This is a genomic window from Cobetia sp. QF-1 (genome assembly GCF_002213105.1).
Lineage (GTDB): Bacteria > Pseudomonadota > Gammaproteobacteria > Pseudomonadales > Halomonadaceae > Cobetia > Cobetia crustatorum.
In genome coordinates this window covers 402361-424560 of sequence record NZ_NBVS01000003.1, presented here as the reverse complement: position 1 = coordinate 424560, position 22200 = coordinate 402361, and the positions used below count along the sequence as shown (strand labels likewise).

Annotated in this window: 19 protein-coding genes; 11 read left to right on the top strand and 8 right to left on the bottom strand. The window is 58.9% G+C overall.

The annotated features are described in order from the left end of the window. Positions 1 to 25 precede the first annotated feature (25 nt). From CFN46_RS08285 to CFN46_RS08275, 3 genes are all read right to left on the bottom strand, one after another. On the bottom strand, positions 26 to 886 hold the full coding sequence (locus CFN46_RS08285) for an FTR1 family protein (RefSeq protein ID WP_024952982.1): 861 nt from the start codon (positions 884 to 886) through the stop codon (positions 26 to 28). Between the two features lie 174 nt (positions 887 to 1060). After that, a complete protein-coding gene (locus CFN46_RS08280) occupies positions 1061 to 1423 on the bottom strand; it encodes a cupredoxin domain-containing protein (protein ID WP_051511057.1) in 363 nt (120 codons plus the stop codon). Positions 1424 to 1546: 123 nt separating this feature from the next. Continuing rightward, positions 1547 to 2107, bottom strand: a complete 561-nt coding sequence (locus CFN46_RS08275; protein ID WP_035160284.1) for an iron transporter — start codon at positions 2105 to 2107, stop codon at positions 1547 to 1549. Between the two features lie 203 nt (positions 2108 to 2310). On the opposite strand from CFN46_RS08275, the gene CFN46_RS08270 reads away from it, so the two are divergent. Both CFN46_RS08270 and CFN46_RS08265 read left to right on the top strand, forming a co-directional pair. Further along, positions 2311 to 4689: a tRNA(Met) cytidine acetyltransferase TmcA gene (locus CFN46_RS08270; protein ID WP_176426436.1), complete on the top strand. Its 2379-nt coding sequence runs from the start codon at positions 2311 to 2313 to the stop codon at positions 4687 to 4689. A gap of 356 nt (positions 4690 to 5045) precedes the next feature. Continuing rightward, entirely contained in the window at positions 5046 to 6509 is a 1464-nt protein-coding gene (locus CFN46_RS08265; RefSeq protein ID WP_088743211.1) for an aminoacyl-histidine dipeptidase, read from the top strand. Positions 6510 to 6647: 138 nt separating this feature from the next. Here the strand turns inward: CFN46_RS08265 and CFN46_RS08260 are convergent, their stop codons facing one another. Then, a complete protein-coding gene (locus CFN46_RS08260) occupies positions 6648 to 7031 on the bottom strand; it encodes a hypothetical protein (RefSeq protein WP_088743210.1) in 384 nt (127 codons plus the stop codon). Positions 7032 to 7361: 330 nt separating this feature from the next. Next, positions 7362 to 7925, bottom strand: coding sequence for a type 1 glutamine amidotransferase domain-containing protein (locus CFN46_RS08255; protein WP_024952977.1), 564 nt, complete (start codon positions 7923 to 7925; stop codon positions 7362 to 7364). 185 nt (positions 7926 to 8110) lie between these two features. Between CFN46_RS08255 and rmuC the strand changes: the two genes are divergently transcribed. From rmuC to CFN46_RS08230, 5 genes are all read left to right on the top strand, one after another. Next, the gene (gene rmuC, locus CFN46_RS08250; RefSeq protein ID WP_254918432.1) at positions 8111 to 9826 is read left to right on the top strand and encodes a DNA recombination protein RmuC; all 1716 of its coding nucleotides are present in this window, start codon (positions 8111 to 8113) and stop codon (positions 9824 to 9826) included. Positions 9827 to 10249: 423 nt separating this feature from the next. Continuing rightward, the gene (locus CFN46_RS08245; protein WP_024952975.1) at positions 10250 to 10549 is read left to right on the top strand and encodes a DUF2282 domain-containing protein; all 300 of its coding nucleotides are present in this window, start codon (positions 10250 to 10252) and stop codon (positions 10547 to 10549) included. A gap of 94 nt (positions 10550 to 10643) precedes the next feature. Continuing rightward, positions 10644 to 11570 (top strand): DUF692 family multinuclear iron-containing protein, encoded by a 927-nt coding sequence (locus CFN46_RS08240; protein ID WP_024952974.1) that lies wholly within the window; start codon positions 10644 to 10646, stop codon positions 11568 to 11570. After that, positions 11567 to 12367, top strand: a complete 801-nt coding sequence (locus CFN46_RS08235) for a DNA-binding domain-containing protein (protein ID WP_088743209.1) — start codon at positions 11567 to 11569, stop codon at positions 12365 to 12367. The genes CFN46_RS08240 and CFN46_RS08235 overlap by 4 nt, the downstream gene beginning before the upstream one ends. A gap of 118 nt (positions 12368 to 12485) precedes the next feature. Next, positions 12486 to 12968 carry a DoxX family protein gene (locus tag CFN46_RS08230; protein ID WP_088743208.1) on the top strand — a complete coding sequence of 161 codons (483 nt, stop codon included), beginning with the start codon at positions 12486 to 12488 and terminating at the stop codon, positions 12966 to 12968. 100 nt (positions 12969 to 13068) lie between these two features. On the opposite strand, the gene CFN46_RS08225 is transcribed toward CFN46_RS08230, so the two are convergent. The 3 genes from CFN46_RS08225 to betT all read right to left on the bottom strand — a co-directional run bounded on the left by CFN46_RS08225 (position 13069) and on the right by betT (position 17280). After that, positions 13069 to 14181 (bottom strand): App1 family protein, encoded by a 1113-nt coding sequence (locus CFN46_RS08225; RefSeq protein ID WP_088743207.1) that lies wholly within the window; start codon positions 14179 to 14181, stop codon positions 13069 to 13071. A 238-nt stretch (positions 14182 to 14419) separates the two neighbouring features. After that, a complete protein-coding gene (locus CFN46_RS08220; RefSeq protein WP_088743206.1) occupies positions 14420 to 14896 on the bottom strand; it encodes a Dps family protein in 477 nt (158 codons plus the stop codon). 386 nt (positions 14897 to 15282) lie between these two features. After that, on the bottom strand, positions 15283 to 17280 hold the full coding sequence (betT, locus tag CFN46_RS08215) for a choline BCCT transporter BetT (protein ID WP_088743205.1): 1998 nt from the start codon (positions 17278 to 17280) through the stop codon (positions 15283 to 15285). A 354-nt stretch (positions 17281 to 17634) separates the two neighbouring features. Here betT and CFN46_RS08210 point away from each other — a divergent pair, with 354 nt between their 5' ends. From CFN46_RS08210 to CFN46_RS08195, 4 genes are read left to right on the top strand one after another with little or no spacing between them, the layout of a single operon-like run. After that, on the top strand, positions 17635 to 18246 hold the full coding sequence (locus CFN46_RS08210) for a hypothetical protein (protein WP_141103644.1): 612 nt from the start codon (positions 17635 to 17637) through the stop codon (positions 18244 to 18246). Beyond that, positions 18246 to 18662: a hypothetical protein gene (locus CFN46_RS08205; RefSeq protein ID WP_088743203.1), complete on the top strand. Its 417-nt coding sequence runs from the start codon at positions 18246 to 18248 to the stop codon at positions 18660 to 18662. Before CFN46_RS08210 ends, CFN46_RS08205 begins: the two co-directional genes overlap by 1 nt. Before the next feature lie 40 nt (positions 18663 to 18702). Beyond that, the gene (locus tag CFN46_RS08200) at positions 18703 to 20667 is read left to right on the top strand and encodes an ATP-binding protein (RefSeq protein ID WP_176426435.1); all 1965 of its coding nucleotides are present in this window, start codon (positions 18703 to 18705) and stop codon (positions 20665 to 20667) included. Next, positions 20664 to 22118 carry a sigma-54 dependent transcriptional regulator gene (locus CFN46_RS08195; protein WP_088743202.1) on the top strand — a complete coding sequence of 485 codons (1455 nt, stop codon included), beginning with the start codon at positions 20664 to 20666 and terminating at the stop codon, positions 22116 to 22118. Before CFN46_RS08200 ends, CFN46_RS08195 begins: the two co-directional genes overlap by 4 nt. The last annotated feature ends 82 nt before the right edge of the window (positions 22119 to 22200 follow it).

Genomic DNA, 22200 nt, shown 5'->3' with positions numbered 1-22200 from the left:
TCCTCGGAATTGGCTGCCTAGCGAATTAGCTACGCGCCCGCGCGGCCAGCTGGCTGCGCTGGTCACTGCGTTCATTCTTGCGCTGATTCTTCATCATGCTGATCACCACCACCCAGTAGAGGACGTAGCCACCCACCATGGTCGCGGCAGGCCAGGCGCGGTAGCCGGCGAAGGTTGCCAGCAGGCCACCCAGGCCACTGCCGTCATCCAGCAGCCAGCTGGAATCCCATAGCGGGTCCATGCCTGCTGGCAGATAGCCGAGGCCAATCAACTGCTCAAGACCCGACATCAGCAGCGAGGCAGCCAACAGCAGCAACAGTATCTCGGTGACGCGGAAGAACAGCTTCCAGGAGAACAGGCGCGAACCCAGCTGCAGCGCCATGAAAGTGGCGACGGCCAACGCGAAGCCGATGCCGGCGGCGAGGGAGAAGCTGCCAATGCCACCGGATTGCAGGCTGGCGGCGCCCATGCCATAGAGGAAGACGACGGTTTCGGCACCTTCACGCGCCACGGCAATGGCGACCAGAATCGCCACGCCCCAGTAGCTGCCGGAAGACACGGCATTGGCCATTCCGCTTTCGAGTTCTGCTTTGAGCGTGCGTCCCTTGGTGCGCATCCACAGCACCATCTGAGTGATCAACAGACAGGCGATCAGTACCAATGCTGCCTGGAAGACTTCCTGTGAGGTACCCGTCAGCCAGGTATTGGCCCCCATCAGGGCAGCACCCATCAGGCCTGCCAGCACGAGACCCGCGACGACACCGCCCCATAGATAGCGCAAGCCGGCGCGGGTGCCGGACTGCACCAGCCAGGCATGCATGATGCCGACGACAAGAATGGCTTCGACGCTTTCGCGCCAGACGATAAACAGAACCTGATCAAACATGGCGGGACTCTCGGCAACAGCAGGCAAGAAAGAATGACGTGAGGGCAGTGCTCATGACATCCGTACTCATAAGATCAGTACACATGACATCAGTGCTGACCAAGACAGCACTTGAGACAGAAGCACTTGAGACTGATGTACTTGAAACTGATGTACTTGAAACAGAAGGGCACATCACTCGGCAGCCACTACCTGACCACGCGCATCCGGTAGATGGAAATCATCGAAGTAGTCGTAGCTGCCAGCACGTAGCGGGTGAATGACCACGAATGACTTCACGCCCGGAGCCAGCACTTTCTCCTTGCGTAGGGAATTACTCTCGAATTCGGCAGGAGTATTGCCCGCGTTGTGCAGCTGGATGATGAATTTCTCACCGGCCTTCACTTTCAGCACCTTGGGAGTGAGAGTGCCATTCTTCAGGGTCAGGTCGTAGGAGGGCATGTCGGTGGCGAGTGCCGTGTTAGGAAGCAGGACAGCGGACAACACAAGCAGCAGAACAGGAGATAACAGGGCGTACAGGCGACGGGACAGACGCATGGTGAGCTCCATGTCAGGGAGTGAGGAGCAGGTGCCGTCCATCAGAAAAGCGGGGCGGCAAAGCGACCAATGGCCGCCACGAGGGCAGCCATTGAGCGTGGACAATAGCAGACGCGCTACGGTTTAGTAGCCGCCTTTCTTGCCAATGCCTGCATAGACGAAATCATAGTCGGTCGTGATGGTGTCCGGCCATTCGGCGACGCCTGTTTCCTTGTCGATATGACGCGGCATATCCGGATGCTGGATGACGAAGGTCAGGTGGTATTTTCCTGGTCCGTCCAGCTTGACGTTCTTGCCGTAGTGCGTGCCATCGTTGGCGATCATCGGTACCAGGTCACCCTCGATCGGCGTCTCGCTGCCATTCTTGGTCAGGGTGTAGTGGATACCGAGATAGGGAATCCAGTCGCCCGGTGCGAAGCCGTTGTCATTCTCCATCAGCGCATGGATATCGGCTTCCAGATGAACATCGGCTTTATTGGCCGGCAGCTTGCCCGCGGGTGCCATGACGACTGGCTGCAGGTAGACGGCAGCAATTTCCATGCCCCCTTCCTTGGCCGGCGTACCGATGGGGTATTCCAGTGCCAATGCCTGACCTGCCACAAACGGTGCTACCAGGCTCATGGCGAGCAAGGCAGGCTTGAGCGCACGAGACAGTGTGGTGGTGACAATGTGACGTTGTGGCATCAGTAGGAGCTCGCATGATTGGGGAAATGTTGTCTCATTATCCTGATAAGCATAAATATAACCATTCTCATTGACGCGCCGCGTGCGTTGCCTATCTTGCAACCGGGCGTTTTCCAATATGCGCTAGTGCTCAATTAATGCGGGTTTTTCGCTGATGCTGAGCGATCTGGCCTGATGCGCCGTCATGCGGCATGCTGCGCGTCATGACGACTTCTCTTGAGACAGCGCTAGACCTTCCCGCCCTGCAGCGCGGCAGCCAACGGCTACAGACACGCCTGCTGGCCTGCCGGCATCGTGGCTGCCTGTGGATCAGCGGGCCAAGGACGCTTGTGCAGGCACGCGCCCTGGCGTTGTGTGCTGCCTGGCCAGACGCCGCAGGCGCGCCACTGTGGTTGGGAGGCAGTGTAGCTGTGGATGGCGCTTCAGTACGTCATCTGGCGATGGCCAAGGCCGCGACACAGCTCGGAGGAGAGCAGTCGTTGGTCATCTTTGATGCGGCAAGCGGTGATAGCGGCTTTGATCCTGATGCGTTCGGGGCGGTGTCCGGCACTCTGAAAGCGGGGGGCTTGCTGGTGCTACTGACGCCAGCCGAGTGGGCGCAGGCTGACCCCGTGGCGGTGCCCGACGCCGATTATGCCCGGCTGGCGCATTGGCCGGTCGCGCGTGAGCAGCTTGCAGCGCGTTACCTGACACGCTTGGCGCGCTGCCTTCAGCGTGATCAACAGATCATGCAGTGGCCTGAAACGGTGACGTTGCCGCTGGCGTTTACTGCTACCGCCGTTGATTCTCCATCACCGTCTGACGCTGGGCCGGTCGTGAGTAGTGGCGACAGCTCCCACGATCCTGACTGCCTGACGGATGATCAGTGTGCAGTCGTTGCAGCGCTAGCGGCACTGGCACCGCATCGGCCGCTGGTGATCAGTGCTGACCGTGGACGCGGCAAGAGTGCCGCTCTGGGTATCGCCGCTGCCCGCTGTCTGAGAGGCGGTGAAGATGTGTGGCTGACGGCGCCGCGTCCTGCGGCGGTGGTGGCCATCTTTGCGCGACTGGCCGCGCTGGTGCCGGATGGGTGCCGCGAGGGCAATGTCTTCCGGATGCCCGCACAAGGCGAGCAGACTGCGGCAGTGCTGAGGTTCATCGCGCCTGATGCGCTAGGCGATGCGCTTGAAGGCCTGCCCGCAGAAACGTCCGCTGCGCTACCGCGGCTTTATGTCGATGAAGCGGCGGCGATTCCCACCCCGTTGCTGAAGGACTATCTGGCGCACTTTCCGCGTATTGCCTTTGCCACCACCGTGCATGGCTATGAAGGGACGGGACGTGGCTTCCAGTTGCGATTTCGTGCGCATCTCGACCGACAGTGCCCCGGCTGGCAGGCACGCGAGATGACGGCGCCCGTTCGCTGGGCCGCGCATGATCCGCTGGAACAATTGACGAGTGACGTGCTGCTACTGACCGCTGAGCCGTGTGAGGTTGAGGTACTTGCGGCGACGGGGAATGCGGCCGATCAGTTTCGCGCGTGGCTGGCGGAAACACAGGTGGTCGTGCTGGACCGCGAACGGCTGGCGCAGGACGAGGCGGCGCTGACACAGCTGTTTGGCCTGTTGGTGCAGGCACACTACCGCACCACGCCGTCAGACCTGCGCCAGCTGCTCGATACCCCTGGCCTCACGCTGATGGGCATTCGCCATTGCACGTCGGTGGCCAAAGACGTGACAGCGTGTGAGTCCCTCGACGAGGCTGGAGAGGAATCGCAAGGCGAACGTTGGCTGGGTGTGGTGGCGGTGGTCGAGGAAGGCGGTTTTCCAGCACCGCTCGCAGCAGAAATCTGGAGCGGTCAGCGTCGCCCGCGCGGGCACCTGTTGGCGCAGTCGCTGGCGGCACATGCCGGGCATCAGGCGGCCGCTGAAGCGCGCTGGTGGCGCGTGCTACGCATTGCCGTACATCCGGCGCTGTGGCGGTGTGGTCAGGGCACGCGGCTGCTGCAAGCGGTGGAGCAGCACGCTTTGTTGCAGGGCATCGCCCGGCTTGGCACCAGCTTTGGTGCGGAGGTCGGGTTGCTGGCGTTCTGGCAGGCGCAGGGGTTCGCACCGCTGCGACTAGGGCTTAAGCGAGATGCCGCCAGCGGTGAACATGCCGTGATGATGGGCAAGGCGCTCGCGCCTGATACGATGCCGCTGCTTGAGGCCATGCAGGCTGATTTTCAGTACCTGCTGCCTTCGCTGTTGGCACACGAGCTATCCATCCTGCCCGACATTCTCCGCCAGTCGCTGAGTCAGCATTACGGGGCATTGCTTGGCGATGAGGCATCACTTGGATATGACGAACAACAGACGCGCCACCGACTCGACTGGTATCGACGTGGCGGTGGCGGACTGGCATTGCTGCGGCCATGGCTGGTGGCAGCGCTCAGTGATACGGCAAGTGCCTCCCGCCTGAGCGATGAAGTGCGAGAGGGGCTGACACTGGCGTTGGATGGGCAGGATGCACCGACCTTCATGCGCTGGGCGGCCACCCATGGACTGGATGGTCGAAAGGCGCGCGATCGCTGGTGTCGCGCAGCAGTAGGTCAGCTAGTGCAGTAGGTCAGCTAGTGGAGGGCTCGCTGCCGAAAGGCTAGCCAGAGCCGCTGGACTTACAGACCCGGGATGCCGATCGGGCCGGGCAGGTCAGGAATGGGCGAGCAGCCACTTAGCATCAATAGGCCAGCAATGGTGGAGATCACGGATAGCAATAACAGACGGCGTGGCATAAAGGCTCCAAAGCGCAAGGGTCGCGTAGGGGCGAGCGCATGAAGCAGCAGCGTCGCCTCCCGTGGCGAGGGATCGATATTGCCATCCTTGCATATTCGCACTCGCTGATCGACAGCTGTTGCCAATGACTAGCCATGCCCATCCGGTGTTCCGTATGCTCAAAGGCGACAAGAACAGGAATCTTCGCCATGAATGAACATATTGATACGCTGGAACCCGCCATTCTCTGGCGTCATTTTCGCACTCTCTGCAATATCCCGCGTCCTTCCGGGCACGAGGCGGCACTTGTCGCCCATCTCATCGCCTGGGCCGAATCGCGGGGGCTGAGTCATGATCGCGATAACTTTGGCAACCTGCGTTTGCGCAAGCCGGCCACTGTCGGCCACGAGCAGGCGCCCGGCATCGTATTGCAAGGCCATCTGGACATGGTGGCTCAAGCGGCCAGTGGGTCGGCACATGACTTCACACGTGATTCGCTGGATACCTATCTGGAAGACGGTTGGTTGAAGGCACGCGGTACTACGCTTGGCGCTGACAATGGACTTGGCGTGGCCGCGGCGTTGGCCGTGCTTGAGGATGATGAGCTGGTCCATGGTCCGCTTGAAGCACTGTTCACCCTCGAGGAAGAAACCTCGATGGGCGGCGCGCTGAACCTGGCTGAAGGCTGGCTTGAAGGGCGTTATCTGCTCAACCTGGATTCAGAAGACCGCGGACAGGTCTATATCGGCTGTGCGGGTGGCGCGGATATCAATGTCTCCGCTGCATTCGCGACCTCCTCGCTGCGTGAGGACGAGGCCGCGCTGGAGCTGACCATCGGAGGCTTGATTGGCGGTCACTCAGGGCTTGATATTCATCGTGGGCGTGGCAATGCCAATCGCCTGATGTCGCGGGCGCTGGTAGAGCTGGCCGAGTTCTCGCCGCGTCTGGTCAGCTGGTCGGGGGGTACGCTGCGCAATGCACTGCCACGGGAAGCGCAGGCGAGCCTGGTACTGTTCGATGAGCACGTTTCCATCGCGCGTCAGCGCCTGACCGCCTTCGAAGCACAGATTCGTGACGAGCTACGCGATACCGATCCTGACGTGACGCTGACGCTGGGACGCGGCAATGCCGAAAGCGCCTTGTCAGTCACTGACAGTCGACAACTGATTGCCGTGCTGGATGCTGCCCCTTATGGCGTGGAGCGTATGAGCGCAGCGGTGGAAGGGGTGGTCGAGACTTCCAATAACCTTGGCGTGGTGCAGTTGCGTGAAGGCCGCTTCCATCTCTGTGCGCTGGTTCGCTCGTTACGTGATGATGCGGTGATCATGATGGAGCAGCGCATTCGTGGTCTGTTCGCACTGATTGGTGCCACCACGGTGGCCGAGAATGCGTACCCTGGCTGGAAGCCGGTGCCTGAGGCGGCGCTGTTGGCGCGCTTCTGCTCGTTGCATGAGACCGTCACCGGTCGTGCACCAGAGATAAAGGTCATCCATGCCGGGCTTGAGTGCGGCATTCTGGGTGCCAAGTATCCGGCGCTTGAGATGATTTCCTTCGGGCCACTGATTCGTGGCGCACACTCGCCCAGCGAACGGGTCGAAGTCGAGTCTGTTGGTGAATTCTGGCAGGTACTCAAGGGCTTGATTACTGAGTTGGCAGCGCCCGCCAGCGTTTGAGTAACGACGCTTGAGTGACAGCATTTGACGACGTGCAGCACAGAAGATGTCACGCAAAACAGCAACGCCCCGCCAGTTAACCCAGCGGGGCGTTGTCGTCTCTGCCATCAATATATGTACTTGCGTAGCTCGGTCGCCTCAATTGATATTGATGCGAATCGCCGGTATCCCGATCACCACGCCGCTCTGATGGCGTCGTTGTTGATAACCACGGTACTCGTAACGATGCGGCGCGTAGCCATGGCGTGATTCGTAATAGCGAGGACGCGGTTGATAGCGATCGTGCTCGTAGTCGCGGCGTTCAGAGTAGCGGCGCTCCACCACGCGTGGCTTGTCAAACATTCTCAGATGGCGGCGTTTGATGGCCTCGTGGCGGCTGTTGGGAGTGCTGTGTCGTACGCTATGGTCGTTGCCACGTGCATGATTGCCGTGGCGCTGGCGGTCGTCAGCGGCGGCGGGTGCGGCGACGGCCAGCATAAGTCCCAGACCCAGCAGCAGTGGCGCCAATATAGTGGTGTGCATGGGGCGGTCTCCCGTGTTGTCGGATAGTCACCCTTATCGATCCCTGCTATCAGGATATCGGGTTGTCCGGTGTTTTACGAAAGGCGTTTCCTAATATGACATGCACTTGCTGAGGACTTGCTCTGGTGTCGTTGATTGGCGTCATTCGGTGTCTGTGGCGTAAGTGACTGCTTGCAAAATGATTTTTTGAAGGTTTGATGCCATCGGGTCCCTAGTGGCATTAATGAAGTGCGCGAAAGTGCGGAGCGTAATGAATCACTGAACGACAACGCGCCCTTGCCAGAGCGGCAAGGGCGCGTCAGATGCTTCATCAGCGTTTATCTGGGTGGATCAAGCGTGCTGGTGCTGATGCTTGCCTTCGGCCAGTTCTTCGATCAGCTTGGCATTGAAGGCATCCAGATCTTCTGGAGTACGGCTGGTAATCAATGCACTGTCGCAGACGACGGCACTATCTTCCCATTGGGCGCCGGCATTCTTGAGGTCTTCGGCGACGGAAGGGTAAGAGGTCATGCGGCGGCCTTCAACGACACCAGCATTGATCAGTACCCACGGTGCGTGGCAAATGGCCGCGACCGGTTTATGGGCCTGGAAGAAGGCGCGCACGAAGTTCAGTGCAGTCCCATCCTGGCGCAGGGTGTCAGGATTGAACAAACCGCCTGGTAGCACCAGGCCATGATAGTCGTGCTCGCTGGCTTCACTGAGTAGTTTGTCGACTTGGTAAGTGTCGCCCCAGTCGGTCTCTGCCCAGGCACGGATGCCGTCTTTCTGTGGAGAGACGATGTGAACCTCCACGCCTGCCTGCTGGAGTGCAGCGCGGGGGACTGCCAATTCTGATTCTTCGAAGCCATGGGTGGCGAGAATAGCGACGCGCTTGCCTTGCAGTTGCTGAGCCATACGTATCTCCTTCCATTCATGCGGGTCTTGCGAGCGAGAGGGACGAGCTGGCAGTGAGAAGCCCCGCACCATGTGAGGTCGGGGGCTCACCCGAGTTGCGCCCTGACACTCAAGACATGGATGCGCGATACTGACTTTCAAGGGGGGTGAGCCCTCGTGTTCTTTCATTGGCTCTGGAGTGCCCGATGTCGTTGCTTTCTGAACCTTCTGCGTTGCTATGGCTGTTGATTGGCATTCTGTTGATGCTTGCATTGATGATCGGGCTGGGTTGGCGGCGTGCGCGTGAGAATGTTCATGCACTTGAAGCGCGTGTGGACGAGGCACAGGATGCGCTCGAGCAGACGCGCGAGGCACATCAACAGGCAGCCCAGCGTGAAGCGCTGGCCGAACAGCAGCAACGTCATCTCGGTGAGGCACTGCAAGAGGCGCGTCAGGCACGCGATGAACTGATGGGGCAGCGTGAGGCTCTCCAGATACGATTGGATCAGCAATCGCGTGCCCTGAGTGAGCAGCAGACACAGGCGCGTGGCCTGACGCGTCAGCAAGAGGTGCTGGAGGCACAGCTGTTAGAGCGCGAAGAGCGTCTGGAGTCACTGAGTGAGCGCTACACTGAGCTACGTGAAACCCACGCGGCACTCGTGACCCGACAGCGGCAGGAGGCGGGTCACCACACCGAGCAACTGGCGCTGCTCAACGATGCTCGCACGCGGCTGAGTCAGGAATTCGAGCAATTGGCGGGCAAGATTTTCGAGGAGCGCCAGCAGCGCTTTACGGCGTCCAGTGGTGCTCAGCTCGAACAGCTGCTCAAGCCGTTTCGGGAGCAGGTCGGTGATTTTCGTCAGCGTCTTGAACAGTTGCATGGCGAGGAAGTGCGTGAGCGCACCAGCCTCAAGAGTCAGCTCGATCAACTGGCGGGTCTGAATCGTCAGATCACCGAAGAAGCCGCCAATCTGTCGCGCGCACTCAAGGGCGACAGCAAGATGCAGGGCAACTGGGGTGAGATGATTCTCGAGACGGTACTGGAGCGCTCCGGGCTGCGTGATGGCATCGAGTTCAAGCGCGAGGTGTCCTTCAGTGGAGAAGGTGGCCGCCAGCGGCCGGATGCCATCGTCTATTTGCCCGACAACAAGCATCTGATCATCGACGCCAAGGTCTCGCTCAAGGCCTATACCGACTACGTGAATGCCGATGATGAGATCAATCGCAGCCGTGCGCTGCGCGCGCATCTGACCTCGGTTCGTGGGCACGTCACAGGTCTGGCGCGACGTAACTATCCGGCTATCGATGGGTTGGCCTCACCGGACTTCGTGTTCCTGTTCTTGCCGATGGAGCCGGCCTTTGCACTGGCCTTTGAGCACGATGACAGCCTGTTTCAGGATGCCTTCACGCAGGGTGTCGTGATGGTGACGCCGACTACGCTGCTGGCAAGTCTGCGCACCGTGGCCAGCCTGTGGAGCCTTGAGCGCCAGAATGACAATGCGCGAGTGATTGGCGAGCGGGCAGGAGCGCTGCTCGACAAGTTCCGCGGATTGGCCGAGTCACTGGAAGAGTTAGGGAGTCAGATTGGGCGTACCCGTGAGGTTCATGAGACAGCCATGAAACGATTGGCCAGTGGGCGCGGTAATCTGATCAGCCGGGCTGAAGAATTGCAGGCGCTGGGTGCGCGCATGAAAAAGCCGTTGCCGGAGACACTGGTGCGCCAATCACGCGAAAGTCAGCCGCAGGAAAGTCCGCCTCAGGAAGGGCTATTTCAAGATGGTCAGATTCAAGAGGAGCTATCTCATCAGCAGGGCGCTGACACTGATCATGAGACGGCAGCGAAAGCCGATGAGCCGCGAGTAGCACCGCCGTTATCGCGCTGGGAAAATCTGGAGCGCAAGTGGCAGGGCGATCCTTCCTGACATCTCTTCCTTCTTTTTTGCTGCCATTGCTGTTATTTCAATCTCCGCTTCATTCTCTGCTTCAGCTCCTCATTTCCGCTATTTATCGCAGCCATTACTTTTCAGCAGTACACCTCCTCCACGGCGCCTTTTCGGCGCCCAGCCGTCTGTACAGACCAGCTATCGTCGTCATTTCCCTGCCTCGCCATGTCTCTGTCAGCGTCAAGATGACCAACGTAAGGACACGTTATCGTTATAGGGCTGGAAAGGAGGGGATGCGTGGCGTTGGCAGAATATCCAGGTATTGCTGCAAAAAGTTGGTTTCTGTCTGCATCCGTATCCATGGCCTCCGCGTAAGTTGGATTGAGCCCGCAGTGAAGGGGCGAAAATGATAGATAAACAACGTTTGGCTCATTAAAGAGCTTTTTCTCAGGAGATGTACCCATGTCTACCAAGTCCAATAAATCTGCCAAGACTGCCTTCGCCCTGATGTCCGCCCTCGGTACTGCCGTTGCCTTGTCTACTGCCGTCGTCTCTATCCCTGCACATGCTGCCGGCATGGAAAAGTGCTACGGCGTTTCACTGGCAGGTGAAAATGACTGTGCCGCTGGCCCGGGTACTTCCTGTGCTGGTACTTCCACTTCCGATTATCAGGGCAACGCTTGGAAGCTCGTTCCGGAAGGTACCTGCGCTTCCATCGAGACACCGAATGGCCACGGCAGCCTTGAAGTGATCGAAGGCTAAGCACTGCGTTTCGGGTACTAGATCCGCGACCGACGTCCGGTGGTAACACTCTCAATAGTCGTCCACCGGACGTCAGCATATTCAAGGGGCCTTCATGCGCGATCAATTGCAGACAGCCGGTCGTTCAACCTCCGGTAGAGTTCAGCCCGCACTGCCTGATATGGCCGCTGGCATCAGCCTCAAGGCACAACATGTGCGTGAGTTGATGTCATCGCGTCCGGCACTGGGATTTCTCGAGATTCATGCCGAGAACTACATGGGCGCCGGAGGATCACCTCACGCACGACTGGATGCACTTCAGGGCTACCCACTCTCCATTCATGGAGTCGGCCTGTCGTTGGCGTCAGATCGTCCATTGGATCGTGCGCATCTTGCCCGTCTCAAGACGCTCTGCGAGCGTCATACTCCCGCCAGTGTGTCTGAGCATCTGGCGTGGGCCGGCCATAGTGGCCACTTCTATAACGACCTGCTGCCAGTACCGCTGACCAAGGCGATGCTGGCACGGGTTGCTGATAATCTGGCGCAGCTGCAGGACACCCTGGGCCGTCAGGTATTGATTGAAAATCCGGCTCACTATCTGCGCTTTGATGCGCATGAATTGGGAGCCGAGCTGATACCAGAGACGCTATTTCTCAATGAATTGATCGAGCGTAGTGGTTGCGGTCTGCTTGTCGACGTCAACAATGTCTTCGTCTCGGCACATAACATTGGCATTGATCCTGCTGCTTGGCTGGAGGCGATTCCCGCGTCAGCCGTCGGTGAGATCCATCTGGCAGGCCATATCGCGGACGAGCGGGAGAGCCTGTTGATCGACAATCACGGCGCTCCTGTCAGTGATGATGTCTGGGCACTCTATGCCGACTTCATCAATCGTATCGGTTCGCGGCCGACATTGATCGAATGGGATACCCAGGTGCCTGCCCTTGAAGTGTTGTTGGGGCAGGCATCACGCGCTGAGGCGCTGATGCAGGAAAGCCGTGTTCATACAGCCTCTCACCTCAAGGCGGAGAGTGCTCGATGACATCTTCGGCGCAGGATCTGTCTCATTGGCAGCAAGCCTTCGTTGCGGCGCTGGCCGAGCCGGATACTCATTTGCCTGGTATCGAGTCAGGCCATCAGCAACGACTCGATGTATACCGCAATAATGTTTGGGCCAGTCTCATCGCCGCGCTGGAAGAGGCTTATCCCGTGACGCGTCAGGTACTGGGTGAGCGATTTTTCGCTGCCTTGGCACATGACCATGCGCGCCAGCATTTGCCGGATTCACCACTGATGATGGATTACGGTCACGGGCTCGCCGACACCTTGCAGGTGACGCTGACAACACTTGCCGAGAGTGGCCGGGCGACTCGTGATCGTCTGCCCTTCTATGCAGTGGATCTAGCGCAGCTCGAGGTCGCACGACGAGAGGCGTATCACGCTGCTGATGCCCGGGCATTGGTACCGACGCAGCTCTCTCAACTGGCGCCGGAAGAGGTCATGGCGTTGCGCTTTGCCTCGCACCCGGCAGCCCGCTTGCTGCATCTCGAGTATTGCGTGTTGGACATATGGCAGCGTCATCAACAGCCGCAGGCCACGCTCGCAGGGCTGGACATCAATCAGCCACAGACGCTTCTGGTGACGCGGCCGGCTTTCGACGTTCAAGTACTACCGCTGTCGGTGGCAGGTGCGCGGTTGCTCGAGGAGCTTATTGCGGGTGAGGCCCTGGGCGACGCTGCTGCGACGCTGGCGGAGCATTATCCCGAGGAAGATCTCGGTTTGCTGCTAGCCCCACTGTTGAGCAGTGGCGTGTTTATCGCCCTGGATTCAGAACACTGACGATCAGAGCACACCGGCGTAAGCCGTACTGTGTCTTCGATTACGACTCATGCCCTGTTATGCGGGTGACTCCCGGTAACGCCCCGCGCATCAGCGCATTCTCGAGGAGGCCTCACTCATGAGCCTTGAATCATCATCCGCGTCATCAACATCCTCTTCTCGCTCCGGTATCGCCGGCAAGCTATTGAGTGTCTTGGTCTGGCTGGAAAATCTGCGCATGGATGCCGTGCTGATTCTGATGCGCATCGTCATTGGCGCCGTGTTCTTCATGTCGGCACAAACCAAGGTCGACGGCTTCGCCCTCAAGGAAAGCACCTTCTTCCTGTTTGAGCATGAGTACGCGTTACCGCTGGTCTCGCCGGTGTTGGCCGCGTATCTGGCAACGTTCGCTGAGCACTTCTTCCCGCTCATGTTGTGGTTAGGCTTGGGGTCGCGCTTTGCCGCGCTGGGACTCGCCGTCATGACACTGACCATCCAGCTATTCGTCTATCCAGACGCCTGGGTCACTCATGGCCTGTGGATGTCCAGCTTGCTGGTACTTGTATTGCAGGGGCCGGGGCGCCTATCGCTGGATCATCTGATCCGTGCACGTCAGGGCTGATTTGCCGAGCAGTCATTCGCCAGACAGCAAAACGGAGACCCATGGGTCTCCGTTTTGCTGTCTGGTGGATAAGTCTCATGCCTCTCTAGGCGGGTATCGCTCAAGCAGCAACGTCTGAGTACTGATGCTCAATCTCGGCGCGTACCATCTCGACACTTGCGGCATCGATGTAGTCATTGGCGTATGCATGACGCGCCATGTCGAGACTGTCAGTGCTGAGCAGCATGTCGCAGCCGAGCACTGACAGCTCTTCGCTCAATGTGGCTAGCTCGGCCTTGCGCGAGTCGGAATCGCCGATCTGGCGGATATAGATGGCACAGATACGCCCCGGGTAGCGGCGTACGACATCGGCATAGACTTCAGGGTCATGCTGACCGCTGTCACCGATAAGCAGAAACTGCATCTCATCGTAGAGATCGAGCATCTTCTCGATCAGTGCCTGCTTGTGGTCTTCAGAGCGTTTGGGCAATGGACGCTGCAGCGTCAGTCCCCACTCGCGCAGGAAGAGAATGGGTCCTACCGGAATTCGGTTGTGCTGAAAGAAGATCTCGAGCATTTCGTAGATGCTCCACGGTCCGCGGGAGACGTAGAGTAGGGGGCGTTGCTGTTGGCCATCAGGCCCTTCATGCAGTGCCTGATAAAGCGCTGCGACACCGGGGAAAGCCATGCGTCGTTCGGCAGATTCGATAAAGAGGCGATAAAGCATCTTCAGCTTGTTGGCGACACCGGTATGCATCACGGTGTCATCGATATCGCTGATCACGCCCAGTCTGGTGCTGGCGGGAGGCAGGTAGATTTGTGCCTCGCCCTCCACCGCAGCCTGTTTCGGCGGGCGCGCGATCAATTGAGCCGTCTGCCACTGGCCTTCATGCACGAGGGGGGATGTGAGAGGAAGGTGCACGCTGAAGTAGCCATCACGATCAGTGGTCACGGTCGTGCAGTTATCACCGAGACTGACGTCTACCTCCACGCCGCCCTTTCCCCAGCGCAACATGCGACGCGCAACATCCATCAGGTCACGTCCAGCGCCTGGCGCAAGCTGGCTGCGCGAACCGGGCTGCTGGAAGATACGGCCCATCAGGAAAACTTCACTGCGAGAGCCATAGCCACGGTAGGCATGAATGACGCAGCCGTCTTTTCCTTGTGAGTGACGCATGGGTTTGGCGGCCACATGCAGCAGCTTGCGTAACAGACGTGTCAGTGGCAATGACATGCATTCCTCCTTGAATATCGGCCAGATGATCCGCTCTGGATACAGGTCATCCCTCTACTTTCTGCGTCATAATTACAACGCCGCCTTCTACCATCCGCGAGAATACGGGGGAAGAAGGCGGCGCTTGCTCAGACGATGCTTGGCGGTGGAGCTTGGCTATGTCGTGTCAGATATCCGTACTGAATGTCAGAGTCGAATATCAGTGCTGCACAGCCGAGGTGATCCTGGCCAAACAATATCAGCCGAGGTAGGCAGACAGCATCCAGACAGTTTTTTCCTGCTCACGGATGTAGTCACCCACTAGCGAGGCAGTACCTTCATCGTCGGCATCAGATGCCACGGAGAGAATCTCACGCTGCAGCTCGATCAGTGACTTGTAGCCCGCCAGAAGGCCCTTGACGCAGGTGGTGCCGTCGCTGACATGGGTGTCTTCCTTGATGGTCGCCACGCGTGCGTAATCACTGTAGGCGTGCATCGGCTCGTGGCCCAGGGTCAGGATGCGCTCGGCAATCTCGTCAACCTTGGTCAGCAGGTCGGTGTAGGTTTCTTCAAACTTCACGTGCAGCTCGAAGAATTGATTGCCCTTCACGTTCCAGTGATAGCCACGCGCGTTCATGTAGAAGGTCTGGTAATTGGCGAGCAGGATGTTGAGGTGTTCGGCCAGCTGAGTGGCGGTGGACGTGTGCAGGCCAATGGCATTGGTATCGGTGGACATGAATGACTCTCCCTATGGAATATGAAATTAACCGGCGCTGTGAGGTAGGCCGGCGACGCAGGGGATGAGCCCACGACGCGTCGATGAGACCAGTGTAGAGCGTGCCGTTGCAAGGAGGGTAACGAATTTGCTGCATTGCCCTCATTATTGATTGCTATCACGGCGCTTCCTACTTAGATGCGGCATGTGGTTGGCCTTTTCAAGGCAGGTGCACCATATCGCCGTGATGATGGCAGGCCTACAAACGCAAAGACCCCGCACGAGGCGGGGTCTTTGCGACAGCCAAAGCATCGGCTGTCGATCACGATACTTGTATCAGAGTACCGTTTCTCACAGTGCTGCCGAACACATGGGTATCGAACAGCATGCTGTCAGTGATCGCTTGCTCAGTTACGAGCCAGATGCAGGAAGTGCATATGCTTCTCGTACTGATCCAGCACGTCGCCGATGATCTGGTCTTTGCTATAACCCATCACATCGTACGTCTGGCCACCTTCACGCAGGAAGACCTCGGCACGGTATTGACGCTGCAGATCGCTGGCCCCCTTGCGCTTGACGCTGCGCAGGGCAAAGGCCGGTGCCGCATATTCGCGTACCCGTACGCCATAGACGAAGTCGATTTCTTCGCCATGACTGACCTGCAGATAGCTGCGGTCTTCTTCGTCGTTGATGCGCGTATCCAGGCCTTGGGCCTCGAATTCCTTCGCGACATCTGCCAGTGCCGGTGTCACCAGATCAATGACGAACTGCTCGACACTCTTCTGGCGTGGCGTTTCGACCAGCGTCTGTACACGCTTCTGCCAGCTGCGAGCACCGCCAGCTGTGTGGCCCGGTGTATTGCTCAGGTGCTGCATGGAGCGCTGCTTGACGCCCTCGAGCCGCAGTGCCTTGAGCAGGCCATAAGCCACGAACATCAGAATGATGGCGAAGGGCAGTGCCGAGGCCAGCGAAGCGGTTTGCAGAGCACCCAGGCCACCGGCCGCAAGCAGGGCAACGGCTACGAAACCTTCTGAAACGGCCCAGAAAATACGCTGCCACACCGGAGACTCATCGCCTTCCTTTGAGGTCAGCATGTCGATGACCAGCGAGCCGGAGTCAGAGGAGGTCACGAAGAAAGTTACCACCAGCAATGTCGCCAGCAACGAGGTCACGCTGCTGAAGGGGAAGAGTTCAAGGAACTTGAACAGTGCCACCGAAGCATCGTTGGATACTGCGTCAGCCAGGCCGCCTGCAGCATCAGTCATCAACAGGTGTAGCGCGCTGTCACCGAAGAAAGTCAGCCACAGGAAGGTGAAGCCCATTGGCACGAAGAGTACGCCGTAGACGAATTCACGGATGGTGCGGCCGCGCGAGACACGCGCGATGAACATGCCGACAAACGGAGACCATGCAATCCACCAGCCCCAATAGAACAGTGTCCAGCCACCCAGCCATTTGGACGGGCCATCATCGGGAATGTAGGCGTACATGTTGAAGGTCTTGTCCACTACCTCGCTGAAGTAGCCACCGATGTTCTGGATCAGCGACTGCAGCAGGAAGATGGTCGGGCCGACACACAGCACGAATAGCATCAGTGCCAGAGCCAAGCCAAGGTTAAGCTCGGAGAGGCGGCGGATGCCACCATCCAGACCCATTACCACAGACATGGTGGCGAGCCCGGTAATGATGGCGATCAGAATGATCTGAGTCGTCAGACTATTCTCGATGCCAAACAGATAATGCAGCCCCGAATTGACCTGTAGTACACCAAGGCCAAGCGAGGTTGCTACGCCAAACATGGTGCCGAAGACGGCGAAAATGTCGACCGCATGGCCGATAGGGCCATGAATACGCTTACCGATGATTGGGTAAAGTGCAGAGCTGATGCGCAGCGGAAGCCCGTGACGGAAGCTGAAATAAGCCAGTGCCAGTGCGACGACGGCGTAGACGCCCCAAGCATGTAGACCCCAGTGGAAGAAGGTGGTCTTCATCGCTTCGCGAGCGGCTTCCACAGTACCAGCATCACCGACAGGCGGTGAGGTGAAGTGCATCACTGGCTCGGCGACGCCATAGAACATCAAGCCGATGCCCATGCCTGCGGAGAACAGCATGGCGAACCAGGATTTATAGCTGAAATCCGGCTCTGAATGATCTGGTCCCAGCTTGATATCGCCATACCGTGAGAAGGCGAGACCCAGCGTAAAGATTACGAACAGCCCCATCGCCAGCAGGTAGAACCAGCCGACGGTATCGATGATCCAAGTCTGAACGTGACCAAAGACCGTATTAGCAAGCTCTGGCTTCAGTACCGTGAAGAGCACAAAGGCCAGAATCACGATGGCAGAGCCGAAGAATACCGGCGGATTGATCTTCGCGACCGTAGGTTGGTCAGCGTTTTCTGACATAAATTAATCTCCCTGATTGCCTATCCGTTGATAATGGTAACTTATTGAACCAGCCGCGTCGTGAGTTGTCCGCGCGTGTGTACTACGCGAGCGCCATTGATGGATCGATTCTTCTTCCCCGAGGTGTCACTCTCTCGTGGTTGATTGGCGCGCAAGAAGGCGGTATCACAGGGCTAGTAAGGTAGGCGCTGTCTCGGCTGAGCGCTAAGATGAGACCACCTGCCAACCAAGTGTCTGACACTAAAGTTGTGCAGGAACCATACAAGACTTATGTGTCAGTCTAGCGCCTTTGACGTGTCTCGCCGAAGAATCGTGAGATATCTCTGTGCTTATGGGCTGATAGGAGATGTCCGCATGCCCCATCGACTTATTGCACTCCGCTATCTATCCCGTCGTTCTTGTTGGCAAGGGCCACGCATGGCATTGACCGCTGTCAGCTTGCTGTTGCTGAGCGGCTGTTCTGTATTCGCTCCGCAGGACCCACTAGCGGCTCAAGAAAGTACTGGCCTGCCTGAGGCATGCATCTTTCCGCGCCAAGGCGATGCTCATCAATGGCTGCAGGCAGCGACTCAGATAGTCGAAGCGCGCGGCTATAAAGTGCGCGAGAGCGAGCAGACACTCGGTGTCGTGACAGGGGAGCGCAAGGTAGATCAGTCAGGACTGGGCGCCATCAGCGGTCCCTTTGGTTCTCGTATTGGCTTCTCTGTCGGCTATGGCGTGGCAGCCGGCCGCGGTGTAGGCGTGGGTGTCGGCAATGATGTCTACCGTGATGACCCGATCAGCTTTGAGCGTATCTCGCTGGTCGCACCGGATGAGCGTGTACGGGTGATCCGCGATGAACAGGTCATCAATCAAGGTGGCTATGTGATTGATGCCCGCCCACAGAATGACAGCGATAGCTGCCGGCAGATCGCCCGCCAGCTTGATGCCGCACTGGCTGGTCGTGATCCTCGGGAGGTTCGCTGATGAAATACCGTATTCCAACATTCCTGCGCTTGATGGCGTGCCTTGGTTTGCTGGCATTGGGCGGTTGCATGACGCAGCCCACCCACGCGCCGGATTCACGTACCGCTGTCATTGTCCCGGACAGCGGTGCACTGACGTCACAGCAGGTATTCGTCACATTGCTGACGACGCTTGCTGAACGCGGCTTCATCATTGACCGCGCGGACCCTGATCTGGAACGTCTCGATGCCAGCTTTGCGGCTCGTCCGCCGTTGATGCTCGAGGCGTGGGTCAGCGAGGTCAATGGCCAGATTCGTCTCAGCGTGACCGGTGACAGCAATGGTGCTGATATCGCGCCGGGCCGTCTCGATAATCTACTGGTGGATGTGGCGATAGCACTCAACGCCCGCACCGTACCGGTGATTGGCGTCCCGTGACGAGAAGCATGATGATTCGGTGCGATAGGCAGTGCAGCACATGCGACTAAGTGCATTGCGTCGCCGCCGCTTGGTGTGGCTGGCGCTGACCGCCAGTCTGCTAGCGGGGCTCATGGCGCTGTTTGCCCTCTGGCATTGGGAGTTTTCGCGCGGTGAGCGGGATGCCCGTCAGCACGCTGCCACGCGGTTGCACTTCTATGCCAGCACTCTCAATGCGGAATTATCGCGCTTTCAGTGGCTGCCGGGCCTTTTGGCACGGCAGCCGCGCGTGCGTGCCGCTTTCGACGAGACTGCTTCTACCCCTCAAGCATCAGATGACAGTCGCAACCGCAATAGTCTGGATTGGCATCTTCAGCGTGTCGCGCAGGAGTCCGGTGCCGCCGCCATCTTCTTGACCGATAGTCAGGGACTGACGCTCGCAGCGAGTAACTTCGATGAAGAAGGGAGCTTTGTCGGCCATCGCTATGCCTATCGGCCCTACTTCATTGATGCCATTGCTGGTGGGCGCGGAGAGTTCTTCGCGGTGGGCAATACCACCGGTCGGCCCGGCTACTTTGTTTCTGCACCAGTAATGGGGCCGGATGATCAGCCACTAGGTGTGTTGGTGGTCAAGGTCTCGCTGGAGGCGCTTGAAGACACCTGGCGGCAGGCAGGCGAGACGGTGCTGCTCGCCGATGCCAATCGCATTGTGCTGTTGGCCGCTCGGCGTAGTTGGAAATATCGTGCGCTTGCCGCGCTGACGCCCGTTGCGATGACCAATATCCGCGCTCAGCAGCAGTTCCGTGGCGCGCCACTTTCCCCGCTGGCACGCTCTCTGGAGGACGGCAGTCTGGTGCTCGGGGCCGGCGATGCTGTGTCTCTGTCCTCGGCTGCCGTCGGGCAACGTTACCTGGATGAGTCACTGGCCAGTGGGCCGCTTAAGTGGCAGCTGCATTTTTTGATGCCAATGCGCCCGCTTTACGCACAGGCGCGCAATGCCGTCCTCGTGGGTCTTGCTGCTTTATTTAGCCTTGGCCTGCTGGCGCTCTGGATGCGTGAGCGTCAGGCTCGTTTACGCCTGATTCGGCGCGAAGCCAGCGTCATGCGAGAGATCAATGAGCGACTCGAAGTGCGGGTCGCCGAGCGCTCCCGTGAGTTGGAAGCCACGCGCGATGAGCTAGTGCAAACTGGCAAGCTGGCGGCACTCGGCACGATGGCCGCCGGTATCGCCCATGAGCTCAATCAGCCCCTGGTGGGCATTCGCACCTATGCGGCCAGCGGTAGCAAACTGCTGGCGCGTGGTGCTGCCCAGCCAGAGAAAGCCTCCCGTACTGCCGTGATGGCAGGCAGTAACTTCACACGCATTGGCGAGCTGGCCGAGCGGCTGGGTGACATGATTCGTCAGTTGCGCGTGTTCGTGCGTCCGGCTAGTCAGCAGCCTCCCGCGCCGCTGGCGCTGACGCCGCGTGTGGACTTCGTGCTGGAGCTACTCGAAGAGCGGCTATCGCGGCTCGGTATCACGGTCGAGCGTGAGGGGCTCATCGATACGCTCGAGGTGATCGGTGAGCAGGTACGTCTTGAACAACTACTGACCAATCTTATCCGCAATGCGCTGGATGCATTGGATGGTCAACAGGCAGAGGGTGCGACGGGCGAAGCACCCCGGTTACGCCTGCGCTGGCAGGCATGGCCGCATGTTACCTGCCTTGAGGGGCAGGCAGGCGGTTGCCTGCGTATCGAAGACAATGGCCCCGGTATTGATCCGCAGTTGCGTGCCACGCTGTTTGATCCTTTCATCACGACACGTGGCATCGGTGAAGGTATGGGCATGGGACTGTTTCTAAGCTACGGCATGGCGCGAGATCTCGGTGGGGCTCTGCGACTGGCCGACGATGCCGCATCATCGCCGTTGTCATTGGGCGGTGCCGTCTTTGAGTTATGGCTACTGACGCCAGACCTTGCATCGCGTAATCAGGCCCGGAGGGATGATGTTGATCAGATATCTTCACAGGCGCCTCAAGCATGAATGACCTCTCTGACGACTCTGCGGACGGACTACTCATCGAACACCTTTCTGTAGCAGAGCAACGTCTGACGCATGACCGGGAACTGACACGTGAGGCGCCAATCTGGTTGGTCGATGATGACCCTGCCGTCCGCGAGTCGCTGGCTCAGTGGCTCGAGTTGGCTGAGCTGACGTTGCGTTGCTTCAGTCGTGGCGAAGCACTGTTGGAAGCACTAGCCAGCGGAGAACCCGTCAGCGTGGTGATCAGCGATATTCGCATGCCAGGCATGGATGGCATGACGCTACTGGCTCGGCTTGCGCTCGCCGCTCCGGAATTGCCGGTGCTGATGATGACGGGCCATGGCGATGTCGCCACGGCAGTCGCGGCGATGCAGGGTGGTGCCCGTGATTTCATCGAGAAGCCATTCGACCCGGAGGCGCTTGAACTGAAACTGCGTCAAGCATTGGCCGGTCGGCGACTGAGTGATGAGAACCAGCGTTTGCGCCGCCGACTGAGCGTACGTGGCCTAAGCGGTTTGTTGCGCGGCGAAAGTCCGAAGGTACGTCAGCTACGTGAACAGCTATTGGAATTACGCGGACATCCGGCACGCCTCTGGATCACGGGTGAGCCGGGCAGTGGGCGTACCGCAACTGCGCTCGCCCTTGCTGAGCATGCTGCACCACAGACAGCATCTGCGCGTAGCGATGCAGTGATGGCAGCACATGCACTATTGGCGAGAGTCGAGTGCCGTCCGTTGACCGGTGATGCGCGCGGAGCGGGCGCATTGGCCGAAGCTATGGCTGATGCACTGGCGGCAGCGCCTGGCGCGACGACATTGCTGTTGCATGAAGTGAGTGGCCTGAGCGCCGAACAATGGCAGTGGTTAGACGGTTGGTTGGTGAGCCAGTCACATGCAGGGCGTCAATCACCACGGTTAGTATGCAGCGCGATGAAAAGCCCGCATGAGCTGATAGCCGGCGGCGCACTGAGCCTGACGCTGGGTCATGCCTTGGCCGAGATAGAACTGAGCACCCCTGCGTTACGTGAGCGCCGAGAAGATATCCCGTTATTGATGGCGCACTTCAGCCGCCAGGCGGCGGAGGTGCATCAGGTGGCAGAGGTATCATTTGGCACCGGTGAGCTTGCGGCGCTGATGGCGGCCGATTGGCCCGGTAATCTATGGCAGTTACGTCAACTGGCTAGTCAGAGAGTCGTGCTGGGAGAGACTGAACCGGTCCCGGTGGACGGTGAAGGGAAGCAGGACGAGGGCAATCACTCTACAGGGCTTGCAGCGCAGGTGGCGCTCTTCGAGGCAACTCTCATTCGCGCGTCTCTGCAGCGTGCGCGCGGCAATATTGCACTAGTGCTTGATGAGTTGGCGCTGCCGCGTCGCACGCTGAACCTCAAGATGCACAAGTATGGGCTGCGTCGTGACAGCTTCCGCCAGGGCGGTGACGAGTCTGGAGAGTGATGCATCTGCTGGTGTTATAAGGTAACGTTTTGTGTGAGTCATCAGTTTTTGCAAGCCATTATCGTCGGGCGTGACATCTTTT